This window comes from Pseudovibrio sp. FO-BEG1 (assembly GCF_000236645.1).
Lineage (GTDB): Bacteria > Pseudomonadota > Alphaproteobacteria > Rhizobiales > Stappiaceae > Pseudovibrio.
In genome coordinates this window covers 3,428,150-3,442,344 of record NC_016642.1, presented here as the reverse complement: position 1 = coordinate 3,442,344, position 14,195 = coordinate 3,428,150, and the positions used below count along the sequence as shown (strand labels likewise).

Below are 14,195 nucleotides of genomic sequence, written 5' to 3'. Positions count from 1 at the left end.
ATGGCACCTTGGGACGTCCTAGACATTGTAGTAATCCCGATACCATTTGACGAAGTTTGCAACCCCTGCCTTTACGGAGGTTTGCGGTTTGAAGCCTGTTGTCTCAATCAGATCTGTTACATCTGCGAAGGTTGCGGCGACGTCTCCTGCCTGAAACGGAAGGAACTCTTTCTTCGCCTCCATGCCCAGTGCTTCTTCGATCGCTGCAAGGTAATCCATCAGCTGAACAGGATCGCTGTTGCCGATGTTAAAGACCTGATATGGCGCACTGGATGTTGCTGGATCAGCGTTTTTGCCATCCCAGTCATCTGAGCGCTGAGGTGGAAGATTTGCAATGCGAACGATGCCCTCGACGATGTCATCCACATAAGTGAAGTCGCGGATCATGTTTCCGTGGTTGAACAGCGGAACAGGCTCACCTTCAAGGATGGCCTTGGTGAACTTGAAGAGGGCCATGTCTGGGCGCCCCCAAGGACCATAAACGGTGAAGAACCGGAGGCCAGTGCAGGGGATGTCAAAGAGGTGCGCATAGGAATGCGCCATCGCTTCATTGGCTTTTTTGGTCGCTGCGTAGAAGGAAACCGGATGGTTGCCACCGCGATGTGTCGACAGCGGCATAGTTTCGTCAAGACCATAAACGGAGCTGGTGGACGCATAGACAAGATGCTTTACAGAGTGGGCGCGCGCACCTTCCAGAATGGACAGGAAGCCTGTGACGTTGGCGTCCACATATGACTGAGGGCTTTCAAGGGAGTAGCGCACACCCGCTTGAGCAGCGAGGTGAATGACTTTTGACGGCACGTGCTGCTTGAAGATGCGCATAACAGCTTCTGCATCTTCAAGCCTGATCCGTTCTTCAGTGAAATGGTTTGAAGCTGCGAGGCGTTTCAGTCGCTCTTCTTTGAGTGTCACATCATAGTAGTCGGTGACGCAATCAAGTCCGATGACATGATAACCATCTTGCAACAGACGGAGGGCCACAGCATTGCCGATGAAGCCGGCAGTGCCTGTTACAAGTACTTTTTCCATTTCACGTTTCCCGATACTCAGCTGGTTTTTACAAGTAGTTTGTCCAGCATCGGACGCAGCTGAGCTGCAAGCTCCGAATCATCCAATGCGTAAGCGACATTTGCGGACAAGAACCCTGAGCGAGAACCACAGTCGTAAGTTTCTCCACGGAATTCAACGCCGTGGAAGTCCTGCTGCCCCATGAGGGTGAGCATTGCATCTGTGAGCTGAATTTCTCCACCAGCACCCGTGCTCTGGTTTTCCAGCAGGCCAAAGATCTCCGGCTGAAGGATATAACGGCCATTGATGTAAAGATTAGAAGGTGCCGTGCCTGGCTCTGGCTTCTCGACCATGCCTGTAATGGCGAATGTTTCATCCGTGCGAGGAGCGTCACGTTCAATAATGCCGTACTTATGGGTCTGATCCCACGGTACTTCCTCAACAGAAATGATGTTGCCGCCGTGGTTTTCATAGGCTTCAACCATCTGAGAGAGACAGCCTTTTGGCGCTTTCATTAGCATGTCAGGTAGCAAAATTGCGAATGGTTCGTGACCGATGATGTCGCGAGCACACCAGATTGCGTGACCAAGGCCCAGCGGCTCCTGCTGACGGGTGAAGCTTGTCGTACCTGCGGAAGGGCGGATTTTTTCAAGCAGCTCCAGCGCGTGTTCTTTGTTTCTGCGGCGCAGCGTTTCTTCCAGCTCATAAGCAATGTCGAAGTGATCTTCGATTACCTGCTTGTTGCGGCCAGTTACAAATACGATGTGCTCGATCCCAGCAGCCCGTGCTTCGTCAACCACGTATTGGATGATGGGACGATCCAAAATAGTGAGCATCTCTTTTGGAACGGCTTTTGTCGCAGGTAGGAAGCGGGTGCCCAGACCTGCAACCGGGAGAACAGCTTTTCGTATTGCAAGTGTCATATATTTGAATTCCTTAGGTCAAGGAGATCGAAACAGTCATTTTGAAAGCACTTATCGGCAGCGTGTTAGGCTCGTCAATGGTATCAAATGAATTTGTCCTAGGACATAATGCTTCGATTGCCCGAAATTTGAATTACTCATTCTTCAGAGATGTTCATTCGCAGTCAATTATCGCGAAATTGTGAAGCTCTCTTGTTTCTCCAGAACATGCTGCTTTAAAAGTTACTCCCAGATGAACAGAAAGCTATCAGGGGTATAGTTGTGATTGAAGGTTTTAAGCTTGCGGCATTAGAAGCCGGGCAACGAATTCTGGGGATTTATGAGGAAGGCTTTCAGTCTGAGACTAAAGGTGATGGATCTCCTGTCACGATTGCTGACCAGCAAGCGGAAGAAATCATCCTCAATCACCTTTCCACATTTTGCCCGGATGTACCCGTGATTGCGGAAGAGGCCATGGCTGCGGGCATCATGCCGGAAATCGGATCCCGCTTTATTCTTGTTGATCCATTGGATGGAACGCGCGAGTTCATCAGCCGCAATGGCGAGTTCACTGTCAATATTGCTCTTATTGAAGATGGAACCCCAACCAAAGGCGTCATTTATGCACCTGTGACGGGAGAATTGTTCTGGGGCGAAGTCGGGCATGGTGCGTATCGCGCAGAAGCCAATGGGCTTGAACTTGGTGAAGTCACGCAGATGAACTGCTCGGCGTTTTCTGAAAAGTTGCGTGTGCTTGCCAGCCGGTCTCATCGCAGCGAACGCACCAATGCCATGTTAGAGAAACTGGACAACTCTTCTATCGTCGCTGCAGGGTCTTCCTTGAAATTCTGTCGTCTGGCTGAAGGAAAAGCTGACTTTTATCCGCGTATGGAGCCGACAATGGAGTGGGATACGGCTGCTGGTCAGGCGATTCTTTGTGCTGCTGGTGGCTCTGTTGTTGTGGAAGGTGGTGGGCCACTTGAATATGGCAAGCTGAAAACGCCTCAGGACAAGCCCTTCGCAAATCCGTGCTTTTTAGCGGTCGCGGACGAAAAAATTATTTCCCATTATGGCTTAAGGTCGGGTTGGTAAGCTTCGGCTCAGCAATGCTCAACCGTTAAACTCTGGCTCAAGACTTAACGACACGTCCTTTGGAGACCGTGATGGGCATTGATAGCCAGTCGCATCTGCGACGACTAGAGAACGAGAGCATTCATATTATTCGCGAGGTGGCAGCAGAGTTTGATAACCCTGTGATGCTTTACTCCATTGGTAAAGACAGCGCAGTGATGCTGCACCTTGCTCTTAAAGCCTTCTATCCTTCTAAGCCTCCGTTCCCGCTTCTGCACGTGGATACCACGTGGAAGTTCAAGGAGATGATTTCCTTTCGTGACCACACGGTTGAGAAGTACGGGTTGGATCTCATTGTTCATACGAACGAAGAGGGCGTTAAAAACAACATCAACCCGTTTGATCACGGCAGCTCCAACTACACGCACATCATGAAGACGGAAGCGCTGAAAGAGGCGCTGACGAAATATAAGTTTGATGCAGCTTTTGGCGGCGCACGACGTGATGAAGAAAAATCTCGCGCAAAAGAACGCGTTTTTTCGTTCCGTTCTGCGAGCCACGGTTGGGATCCGAAAAACCAACGACCGGAACTATGGTCCCTTTACAATGGCCGTATTGCTAAGGGTGAATCCATTCGTGCGTTCCCGCTTTCCAACTGGACCGAGCTGGATATCTGGCAATATATCCTTGCTGAAGGCATCGATATCGTGCCGCTTTACTTCTCTGCAAAACGTCCGGTTGTTGAGCGGGATGGTACGTTGTTGATGCTGGATGATGATCGCTTCCGGTTGGAGCCGGGTGAGAAGGTTGAGCATCGTGATGTTCGCTTCAGAACTCTTGGCTGTTATCCGCTGACTGGTGCAGTTGAATCCACTGCAGACACTCTTGAAGACATTGTGAGTGAAATGCTGATTGCGCGGACTTCCGAGCGCAGTGGCCGCCTGATTGATCACGACAGCTCTGGTTCCATGGAGAAGAAGAAGCGTGAGGGGTATTTCTAATGAACAAGATCACGCCAGTGGCAGAAGCTTTTGATCTGTCCAACTACATCAACTCCCAGGAATCCAAGAGCTTCCTGCGTTTTCTAACCTGCGGTAGCGTGGATGACGGTAAGTCCACGCTGATCGGACGTTTGCTTTATGACACCAAGCTGATTTTTGAAGATCAGCTGGCAGCGCTCGAAAAGGACAGCCGGAAACACGGCACTGTTTCAGATGATATCGATCTGGCTTTGCTGGTGGATGGTCTGGAAGCTGAGCGCGAGCAGGGTATCACGATTGATGTGGCCTATCGCTTCTTCTCTACTGAGAAGCGCAAGTTCATCGTTGCTGATACGCCGGGTCACGAGCAGTACACCCGTAACATGGCGACAGGCGCTTCCACAGCAGATCTGGCTATCTTGTTGGTTGATGCACGCAATGGTCTGCTGACACAGACACGTCGCCATGCGTTTATCGCGTCGCTGCTTGGTGTGCGTCACGTGGTGTTGGCCGTCAATAAGATCGATCTGGTTGATTATGACCAGACACGTTTTGATGAAATCAAGGCCGAGTTCGAAAGCTTCTCATCCGGTTTTGATTTTGACAGCTGCGAAGTTATTCCGCTTTCAGCACGCTTTGGTGACAATGTTACCACCAGCAGTGACAAACTGAGCTGGTTTACTGGCCCAACACTGCTGGAGCATCTTGAAAATGTTGAACTGGGCCATGAGCATAGTGAAGCTGCGTTCCGTTTTCCGGTGCAGTGGGTGAACCGTCCAAATCTGGATTTCCGCGGCTATAGCGGTACGGTTCGTGGCGGTTCTGTCAATGTTGGTGATGAAGTTGTTGTCGCGCAGTCTGGCAAAACCAGCCGTGTTGAGAAGATTGTCACCATGGATGGGGATCAGGTACGTGCTGACGATGGTCAGTCGGTCACTCTGACCCTGACTGATGAGATCGATATTTCCCGTGGTGATGTTTTGGCTCCGGTGCATTCTCGTCCTGATGTGAGCGACCAGTTTGCTGCGCATCTGATCTGGATGTCTGAAAACGCCATGCTTCCTGGACGGCCATATCTTCTGAAATGCGGTACCAAGACTGTTGGTGCGAGCGTAACGGAGATTAAGCACAAGGTTGACGTGAACACGTTTGATCATCATGCGGCTAAGGAACTCTCTCTCAATGAGATTGCGTTTTGTAATCTGGCGCTGTCTGAGGCGATTGCATTTGATCCATATGAAGCAAACCGTGATACCGGTAGTTTCATCCTGATTGATCGTATGACCAATGAGACGGTTGCTGCTGGTTTGATCTGGTTTGGTCTGCGTCGTGCAACAAATGTCCATCGTCAGGCACTAGATGTGAACAAGAAGGCACGTGGTGGCCTGAAAGGACAAAAGCCTGCAGTTCTCTGGTTCACAGGTCTGTCTGGTTCTGGCAAATCAACCATTGCGAACGCGGTTGAGCAGAAACTGTTGAGCTTGGGTCGCCATACCTATTTGCTCGATGGAGACAATATTCGCCATGGCCTGAACAAGGATCTTGGGTTCACTGACGCTGACCGGGTGGAGAACATCCGCCGGGTTGCGGAGACGTCCAAGCTGTTTGTCGACGCAGGTCTGATCACTCTGGTTTCGTTTATCTCGCCTTTCAAAGCCGAGCGTCAGCTTGCGCGTGACCTTCTGGAGAATGACGAGTTCTACGAGATCTTCGTTGATACCTCGCTTGAGGATTGTGAAGCGCGTGATCCAAAAGGCCTTTATGCCAAAGCGCGCAAAGGAGAGATCACCAACTTCACTGGTATCGACAGTGCTTATGAAGCACCGGAAGCGCCGGAATTACATCTGAAGACGCAAGGTCGGACCGTTGAGTCTCTTGCTGATGAGATTGTAGATCGGCTGCTTGCTGATGGCTTTATTGGATCGGACAACACCTGGGTCATCTAAACTGAAAAAGTAACTTCTTTTCAAAGCCGGGGGCGAAAGTTCCCGGCTTTTTTGTATCTGCTCACATAGGAACTGCGATAAATCTGGCTATTTTCTGAGATGTTTTTTTACCAAACAAGCACCCCGTAATTTTTTGAGGAAGCGAGTTCCGTTAGGTTTCGGCCTAACTCAACCGATCTCATTTTAAGGCTATGGGAGGATCAGATGCCGAAAGCGCTTAAAAAATATAAGAATGTCAAAGAGTTCCTTAGCGGTGTGCCTGCCTTCAAAAAGGAAATGGAAAAGAAGCATAAGCTGCCAGCCAAGGACATTGATAAGTACGGCAAGCTGACAAGTGATAAGGCTGGCATTGAGAAGAAGTATATGTCGCTTGTTGAAGAAGATCCTAAGCTGAAGAAAATCTCCAGTGACATTGATAGAGCAGAAAAAGCCGTCAAAAGCCTGTCAAAGGCACAGGATGAGTACATCAAAGCGCATAATACAGTTGAGCAAATCAACAAAGGTATGAAAACCTTGGAAAATTCTGTCAGGGGAGACACAAAACAGCTTCTGGGGAATGATAAGTACCAGCAGCTTCGTCAACACCTGGATGCTGCGAACAAGAGTTATGCCGCTGCGGAAAAGAAGATTGCTCAAAGAGCGGCTCTTCAAAAGCAATTTGAGCAGCTTTTGGATGTCTACGATAAAGAGAAAGACAAGATCGCAAAGAGTTATGGGGTCACTCTCACGACCGACGCAAAAAGCCTGATCGTGCTTATGGGAAAGAGTGCGGAATACTCGATGATCATCGGATAAGCCAGTTGATGCATAGCAGAAAGTGAGAGTGCTTTTTCTGGCAGTCCTTCATGTTGAAGCGGAGCTGGCCTGAGGCTTCGCTTCCAGAATTATGATGTTCTTCATGTGATAGAGCTCTCCATGATCACTGTTACACGACATTTTAAGAGCGTTGATCACTTCCACAAGTGGGGAGCACGGGTTGTTGGAGATTGGAATCTAAGCAAAGAGGCTCTTGCTCAGTATAAGGCCATCCTTGCCGATCCGGATGCTTTGAGGCCATGGCAGTCCTCTGAAAATGAGGACTATGAACTCGGCGATCTGATGGAATTGGGAGAGATGGAAGCGGCAGAGGTTGATCAAGAACTTGCTGCTGCTGAAGATGTGTGTCGACACCTCTCAAAGAAATTGATGCGGCTGGAGAAGAACAACAACGGTGCTGAAACTGCTAGATATCAAGCTTTGCAAAGTGAATATGAAGTAACTGCCAGACAATGCGAGTTGTTGGAGGAAAAACTGCAGGCATTGAAAATCCAAGGGCAGGAGATCAGCCAAAGCAGGCAGCGCCTAAGGAAACAGAAAAGACGAACTTTAGAGCCGTTGCAGGTCAGCGTTACAAGAACAGATGAGTGCGTCGTTATACGAGTCGGTGGGAGTGTATGCTCCGTCATTCCTTGCAATGAGAATGTGCGCAGGAAAAAGAGCTACAAAAATCCGGATCCGGTCCCGAAGCAGGAGAGGTCGCTGAGAGTGCTCGCCTTGAAGCAAAAACTTCTAAATCAACGCAGATGAAGGGAAGGGTGATAACTTGCAAGTCTGCAAAATGAGCTTTGACCTTCCGAAGGTGACGCCCCCTAAAACCCTCTTCAGACGCACAACAGGGCGTTCACGCTCTTGTAATTTGGTGCCAAAGCGCCTAATCAACTTTTGGATTATATTCACGCCTTTAAGGAGATCTCTTCGTGTCTCAACCGAACTCAGAAGTTTCCGTCGGAAACGCTGTCTTTTCAAATGATAAACCGTTCTCTCTGATCGCTGGCCCGTGCCAGATGGAGAGCCGGGCGCATGCCTTGGAAATGGCGCATGCTGTCAAGGAAATTGCAGAAGAGTTGAACATTGGTTTGGTTTTCAAGGCGAGCTATGACAAAGCAAACCGGACAAGCCTTTCTGCCAGCCGTGGCATGGGCATGAAGGGTGGTCTTGAGGTCTTTGCGGAAATTAAAGAGACCTACGGTCTGCCAGTCATCACTGATGTGCACGAACCGAGCCATTGTGCGCCGGTTGGTGAAGTTTGCGATGTGTTGCAGATTCCAGCCTATCTGTGTCGCCAAACTGACCTTCTTGTTGCTGCTGCGAAAACCGGCAGAGCGCTGAATGTGAAGAAGGGACAGTTTCTCGCGCCTTGGGACATGAAAAACGTCATGACCAAGGTTGTTGAGAGCGGAAACTCCAATGTGATGTTGTGCGAGCGTGGCGCAACATTTGGTTACAACACTCTTGTTTCAGATATGCGCGCGCTGCCAATCATGGCTGAGATGGGCGCACCTGTTGTGTTTGATGCAACGCACTCCGTCCAGCAGCCAGGTGGCCTTGGCGGTTCTTCTGGTGGCCAGCGTGAGTTTGTTGCAACCCTTGCCCGTGCTGCTATTGCAGTGGGCATTGCAGGGCTGTTTGTGGAGACACACGACGATCCTGACAATACAACGTCATCTGATGGCCCGAATATGATCCCACTGAACCGACTCAAAGACCTGCTGAAGTGGCTGCAGGAGTTTGACCGGATCGCGAAAAACGGAAGTTTTACGCTTTAGATATTTCACGGCACCTAAGGTAAGTGACAAAATACTGCGTTTTTACGTAGAGGTGCGACAAAATACATTCGATTATTCCCAAGGATTTACAGAGGAGTACGGTCTCTTCTCTTCCTTGGGGGCAGCGCCTCAGGTAAAAGCTCTTAGAGCCAAAATTCCACACTCTACAAGTACATTGGAGTACTCTTAGATGACTGCTATCATCGACATTATCGGTCGCGAAATTCTTGACAGCCGCGGCAACCCAACTGTTGAAGTTGATGTGCTTTTGGAAGACGGCTCCTTCGGTCGGGCTGCTGTTCCGTCCGGCGCCTCCACTGGCGCGTTTGAAGCTGTTGAACGCCGCGATGGCGGTGAGCGTTACCTCGGCAAAGGTGTTGAGGACGCTGTTGAAGCTGTAAACGGTGAGATCTTTGATGCAATCGGCGGTATGGACGCTGAAGATCAGATCAAAATTGACCGTGCAATGATTGAACTTGACGGCACCGACAATAAAGGCCGTCTTGGTGCAAACGCTATCCTAGGCGTTTCCCTTGCTGTTGCTAAAGCTGCTGCAGAAGCTGCTGCAATGCCGCTTTACCGCTACGTTGGCGGTTTCGGTGCACGCACTCTGCCAGTTCCGATGATGAACATCATCAACGGCGGTGAGCATGCTGACAACCCAATCGACTTCCAGGAGTTCATGATCATGCCAGTGGGCGCAAGCTCTCTGCGTGAATCTGTTCGCATGGGCGCGGAAATTTTCCATACCCTGAAGAAGGGCCTTTCCGCTGCTGGCCACAACACCAACGTTGGTGATGAAGGTGGTTTTGCACCTGGTATCGGTTCTACTGATGAGGCTATTGGTTTCGTTCTGAACGCGATCGAAAAAGCTGGTTACACCCCTGGTGACGACGTGATGCTTGCATTTGATGCAGCTTCCACCGAGTTCTACAAAGACGGCAAGTACAATCTGAAGGGCGAAGGCAAGATCCTTGGTTCCGACGAGATGGTTCGCTACCTTGAAGATCTGGTTTCCAAGTACCCAGTGTTCTCCATCGAAGACGGTATGGCTGAAGAAGACTGGGATGGCTGGAAGTCCCTGACCCAGGCAATCGGCAACAAGTGTCAGCTGGTAGGTGACGACCTGTTCGTGACCAACTCTGAGCGTCTGGCTCGCGGCATCAAAAACGACACTGCAAACTCCATCCTCGTTAAAGTGAACCAGATCGGTTCTCTGACCGAGACCATGGAAGCTGTCGATATGGCGCACCGTGCAAACTACACCTCTGTTATGTCTCACCGTTCCGGTGAAACTGAAGACAACACCATTGCTGACCTGGCAGTTGCATTCAACTGTGGCCAGATCAAAACTGGTTCCCTGTCTCGTTCTGATCGTATGGCTAAGTACAACCAGCTTATCCGTATCGAAGAAGAGCTGGGTGTACAGGGCGTGTTTGCTGGTCGTTCTATCCTGCGCGGATAAGACCTTTCAGCATCTGCTTGAAATTAAGAAAGCCGGTCCATTGGGCCGGCTTTTTTTTGTTGCTTCACTGCAATGAGATTACTTCTTAAGTCGGCGATATGCATAGGCCACAATTTCATAAGCGCCCCAGCCAACAATCATGTAACTCCACAAGATGGGAACAAGCAAAAGCCCCCAAGCGGCAAACAGGCCGAGCGAGTAGAGTAACTCGCTGATATCATACCCTGCTATGGAGCACGGATTAGCAAAACCCTCGTGAACTTCGCAGCCTGCTATCTCTCCTGCTACAAGCACCAAAATTACTGAAAAGATCCAGAAGATAAGCGGTGAGGAAAACAGGAGGAGAAGTACTCTGCGTTTGCTCATTGCAAGTGCCCCTTGAACCATTGGCGCTGACATAAAGAGTGCGGCAGTTTTCAGTCAACCGGACTCATTCAGCTCATGTGATTTCAAGAGTATTGAATATTTTCAGAGCAAGGGCTATTCGCCAGTTTTCGTTTCTTCTGCGTGGCGGATGGCTGCGGCCAGTGTTTCCGGGTTTTCAGCTCCTGCGACAGCGAAGCGGCCGTCGATGACGAAAAACGGGACACCGGTGACGCCGATTTCGTGTGCGCGGAATACGTCAGCTTCAACTTCTTTGACATCCTGATCAGTATCCAGAAGATCTGAGACGAGTTTGCTGTTGAGACCAGCCCGTTCTGCTGCGTCGACAAGAACTTGCTTGTCTGTCAGATCAGCGCCTTCGGTGAAGTAGAGTTTGAACAACTCTTCGACCATCGCATCCTGCATGCCTTCAGAACGCGCCCAACGGATCAGGCGGTGGCTGTCGATGGTGTTGGGTGATTTCTTAATGGCATCGAACTGGAAGTCGATATCCTCTGCTGCACCAGCATTGCGTACGTGGGAGTAGGCTTGTTCTGCTCGCTCAGGTCCGCCGAACTTGTCTTCCAGATACTTTTTGCGATCCTTGCCTTCTTTCGGGAGGGTCGCATCCAGCTGATAGGGGTGCCATTGAACTTTGACGGTGCTTTCCGGCAACATCATGAGTGCTTTTTCCAGTCGGCGTTTGCCGATGAAGCACCATGGGCACATGACATCGGAGATCACATCAATGACAATCGGGGCATTAGTAGACATCTGAATTCTCAGTTATGGGTGTATTCGCGTTTGCTCTGTAGCCTATCAGGAAAATCCGATAGTTGCTCTGGAAATCTCTCACAGTTTCGTGAGGTTGCTGAAGGGCTTATCCGTTGCCCAAACCTGTGGTGCGCACCATCACCAGAACGCGGTTGGAGAGTTGCTCCATCCCTTTTTTGCTGCGCAGAACGGCAACCGGGCCACGGCCTTCGATGTTGGCGACAAAATCTTCATCACGGCAGACGGCCATGGCGATGGAAAGAACGGTGCCGCTCCAATACATCTGATGCTGGGCGAAGGCTTGTGGGTTGCTGCCTGTGAAACGTTCTATGAGCTCCAGAAGGTTGAGCTCGTAGATAGATTCACCACGGCGCTTGGTGGATTCTTCAAGAAGTGTCAGATAGCTGCGGTAGGTCTGCTCTGACAGGTAGTCCTCATCGTCCTGCCGGGCGAGCCATTGACTGGAGACTGTGAGGATCGCATCAGTCAAGCGCTGGCGGCGACCTCCGCGCAATGCACTAATGATGTGACCAGTGAGAGCTTTGTCTGTCACGTCGCCCAGAAGAACATCCGTTGCGCCTGCCGAATAGAGCAGGTGAGCGGATTCTTCATCCACACTGTGGGCGAGGACCGGTAGGTTGAAGTAGCGTGGGTCTGCGCGAAGTCGTTCGATCTCCTCGCAGGCCTGCCACGCTGGCATATCGATCAGCACGGCCTCAAACCGGCGAGCGGTGAGGTAGTCCTCTGTCATGTCAGAGGTGAAGCCGCCAACGATTTCAACGGGCATGTCCAGAAGAGCTTGTGTACGGCCAAAGTGCTTGCCGAAACCTGCGACGAGTAAGCCTGCGGATTTCAGCGGACCGAACTCTGTTTTGTATTCTGGGAGAGGACCAAACAGGCCGCGGCGCAAGCGGGCTTCTTCTGCTCTGTTCGCAAGACGCCTCAGGCCTGCGATGCGTGGCAGAAGCACATCCGGCGGAATCGCGTCGCTGACAGTCGCACTAGGCTTGAGCTCAAGAGGGACAGGGGCGTTGCCATTGGTGATGACGAGCAATGGGACTTCAACGCCTGGGCCTTTTCGGAAACGCTTAATGGTTTGAGTGAGTTCATCCAGCTCTGGCGGGTTTTGCTCTTGCCATGGCAGGAGGATACAGATTGGGAGAACACTCGCGCCTTCCAGCTCTTCCATAAGTTGTTGGCTTGATCGCACCGCAACGAGGCGATCAGATAGAACGGTCAAAGGTTCCAACATATCAAAGACATGATTGTGCACTGGAGCTATCAGCAGGATCTTCCCCCAGCTGGAATCGTGCGTCTCAGTCTCCAATGGTTGGCTATGCTCGGCCATTCATCCTCTCAGGCAACCGCTTCCACCGGTTTTGGCTGGGAGCGTCTGGTCAATTTCTGTCTGTCTACGCGGCCATCTTCCGTCATTGGCAGAGCGCGCAGTGACAGAATTCTGTGTGGCATCATTGTCAGGCTCACGCGTGATGCGTCGAGGTAGGCGTAAAAGGCTTCTACATCAACGAGAAGACCTTCTGACGGTACCACTGCGACCATTAGGCGTGCACCCATTAATTCATCTTCTACCAGAAAAGCAGCCGCTTCTTTTACCCCCGAGAATTCACTGTATATCTCGTCGAGACGTTCCAGCTCGAGCAATCCGGGGGCTCTTTGACCAGGTGTGCCGAAGCCGTGAATGGCTCCTGTAACTTCATGTACGCCAACAGGGATTTCGGTAATCAGGCCGTGCTCACCCTGTTCGTTGCTGAAGAAAGTGAGGTGCGAGTCATTGGATGGCCAGTCTGCATCCGGGACCATCGCGCCCTTGAGTTTGAGGTGATATCCGGTTTCCGCCTTCGCGGATTCCTGTGAGAATTCCTCATTAATTTCAATTGGATCAATATTAATTAGGCATGGCCCATGGGTGGATGTGCTTGGGGCAAACTGATTGCCTGGGATCAATGGTACAGGCTGATCTGAGGTTCCGCGCAGATGTGCCACCATTGCATATTCATCGAGCACATGGAGATCTGTGACGACACCTTTTGCCTGGTATTTTGCAGGTTTTGGTGAGGTGATGGACCATGTGGCAACGGTGTTTGTACTCCACCCTTCCAACGCTCCATCGATGTGGGATGCAAGCGGTCCAGGGGTCAAAATATAATTTGCCTCGATGGAGCGTGCATGATCCGTCAATGTGGATAAAGCGTGTGGATGATGGAGATGGAGCGTACCTTCGCTCAGCAGCCATGGCACTAAACCTGCTCCAATCCCTGTAATTCCGCAGAGAATGTATGGCAGCAGAATGCGTGCACCGGGCTCCAGTCTTGTCTCGAGAAACGGCATCAGGCCTGTGGAGACCCAGTGGTTATGACTGCGCGGGATTGGACTGATTTCAGCGCCTGAATGAACCCATGTGAGCGTTGCCACGTGATTGGCTGGCGCGCCTTCGCGCTCAATGACCGGCTCAGCGAAGGAATCTCCGTTTTCGGCCAGCATCGGCGCCATATCAATGAGGCCGTCAGGAATGTCACTGCCGAGGCCGAAAACGAAACGCAGAGAGAAGAAGTCAGCTGCCGCATCCCGTGCTTCTTCGCCAAGCATTCGTGTTTCAACGCGGTCCGCGGTGATCAGTGCTTTGGCGTCCACTGTACTGAGCGCACGAAGGATCTCAGAGTGGCGCCAGTGCAGCGGGAAGGGGGATACGATCAGGCCAGCGCGTAACGCACCGAGTATACAGAGAACATTGTCGACTGTGTTCGGGGATTGCAGGCCAAGAATATGGTCTGGTTCCATGCCAACAGCAGCGAAGAAGCCTGCAATCCGGCTGATTTCCTGCTCTGCCTCGGCGTAGGTCAGATGGCGTGGTTTGCCGCCTGTCCATTTTTCTCTGTCAGGTGCATCTACCAGTGCCAAGCGGTTTGGATGTTTTTGCGCCGCACGTCTGAACAGCATATCAAGGGTGATGTTGCCCCAAACTCCTGTTGTGCTGTGGTTTGCAATGGCATCGGTATTTGACAGTATCATTTAAGGTAAGTCCGCTAGGCGACTGAGAAATTCGAGATTCGGCAAGTTGGTTAATAGACACTTTTGTTGAG

The 14,195-nt window shown here is 51.0% G+C and carries 13 protein-coding genes; 7 read left to right on the top strand and 6 right to left on the bottom strand.

The window, feature by feature from the left end; genetic code table 11:
• Positions 1–18: 18 nt before the first annotated feature.
• Together PSE_RS15640 and galU are read right to left on the bottom strand one after the other, a co-directional pair.
• Entirely contained in the window at positions 19–1,029 is a 1,011-nt protein-coding gene (locus PSE_RS15640) for an NAD-dependent epimerase (RefSeq protein ID WP_014285763.1), read from the bottom strand.
• A gap of 17 nt (positions 1,030–1,046) precedes the next feature.
• Positions 1,047–1,931: a UTP--glucose-1-phosphate uridylyltransferase GalU gene (galU, locus tag PSE_RS15635; RefSeq protein ID WP_014285762.1), complete on the bottom strand. Its 885-nt coding sequence runs from the start codon at positions 1,929–1,931 to the stop codon at positions 1,047–1,049.
• Between the two features lie 261 nt (positions 1,932–2,192).
• Between galU and cysQ the strand changes: the two genes are divergently transcribed.
• The 7 genes from cysQ (at position 2,193) to eno (ending at position 9,957) form a co-directional block, all read left to right on the top strand.
• Complete coding sequence (gene cysQ / locus PSE_RS15630) at positions 2,193–3,002, top strand: 3'(2'),5'-bisphosphate nucleotidase CysQ (RefSeq protein ID WP_014285761.1); 810 nt, start codon at positions 2,193–2,195, stop codon at positions 3,000–3,002.
• 71 nt (positions 3,003–3,073) lie between these two features.
• Positions 3,074–3,982, top strand: coding sequence for a sulfate adenylyltransferase subunit CysD (gene cysD, locus PSE_RS15625; protein WP_008546802.1), 909 nt, complete (start codon positions 3,074–3,076; stop codon positions 3,980–3,982).
• Positions 3,982–5,907, top strand: coding sequence for a sulfate adenylyltransferase subunit CysN (gene cysN, locus PSE_RS15620; protein WP_014285759.1), 1,926 nt, complete (start codon positions 3,982–3,984; stop codon positions 5,905–5,907). Before cysD ends, cysN begins: the two co-directional genes overlap by 1 nt.
• A gap of 204 nt (positions 5,908–6,111) precedes the next feature.
• Positions 6,112–6,702 (top strand): hypothetical protein, encoded by a 591-nt coding sequence (locus PSE_RS15615; protein WP_008547185.1) that lies wholly within the window; start codon positions 6,112–6,114, stop codon positions 6,700–6,702.
• 120 nt (positions 6,703–6,822) lie between these two features.
• Positions 6,823–7,473: a hypothetical protein gene (locus PSE_RS15610; RefSeq protein ID WP_148266160.1), complete on the top strand. Its 651-nt coding sequence runs from the start codon at positions 6,823–6,825 to the stop codon at positions 7,471–7,473.
• Between the two features lie 170 nt (positions 7,474–7,643).
• Complete coding sequence (gene kdsA / locus PSE_RS15605) at positions 7,644–8,492, top strand: 3-deoxy-8-phosphooctulonate synthase (RefSeq protein WP_008547281.1); 849 nt, start codon at positions 7,644–7,646, stop codon at positions 8,490–8,492.
• Positions 8,493–8,682: 190 nt separating this feature from the next.
• On the top strand, positions 8,683–9,957 hold the full coding sequence (gene eno / locus PSE_RS15600) for a phosphopyruvate hydratase (RefSeq protein WP_014285757.1): 1,275 nt from the start codon (positions 8,683–8,685) through the stop codon (positions 9,955–9,957).
• Positions 9,958–10,035: 78 nt separating this feature from the next.
• Here the strand turns inward: eno and PSE_RS15595 are convergent, their stop codons facing one another.
• The 4 genes from PSE_RS15595 to PSE_RS15580 all read right to left on the bottom strand — a co-directional run bounded on the left by PSE_RS15595 (position 10,036) and on the right by PSE_RS15580 (position 14,124).
• A complete protein-coding gene (locus tag PSE_RS15595) occupies positions 10,036–10,323 on the bottom strand; it encodes a hypothetical protein (RefSeq protein WP_148266159.1) in 288 nt (95 codons plus the stop codon).
• 114 nt (positions 10,324–10,437) lie between these two features.
• A complete protein-coding gene (locus PSE_RS15590; RefSeq protein ID WP_014285755.1) occupies positions 10,438–11,094 on the bottom strand; it encodes a DsbA family oxidoreductase in 657 nt (218 codons plus the stop codon).
• Between the two features lie 106 nt (positions 11,095–11,200).
• Positions 11,201–12,442, bottom strand: coding sequence for a response regulator transcription factor (locus tag PSE_RS15585; protein WP_014285754.1), 1,242 nt, complete (start codon positions 12,440–12,442; stop codon positions 11,201–11,203).
• Between the two features lie 8 nt (positions 12,443–12,450).
• Positions 12,451–14,124 carry a class I adenylate-forming enzyme family protein gene (locus PSE_RS15580; protein WP_014285753.1) on the bottom strand — a complete coding sequence of 558 codons (1,674 nt, stop codon included), beginning with the start codon at positions 14,122–14,124 and terminating at the stop codon, positions 12,451–12,453.
• Between the last annotated feature and the right edge of the window lie 71 nt (positions 14,125–14,195).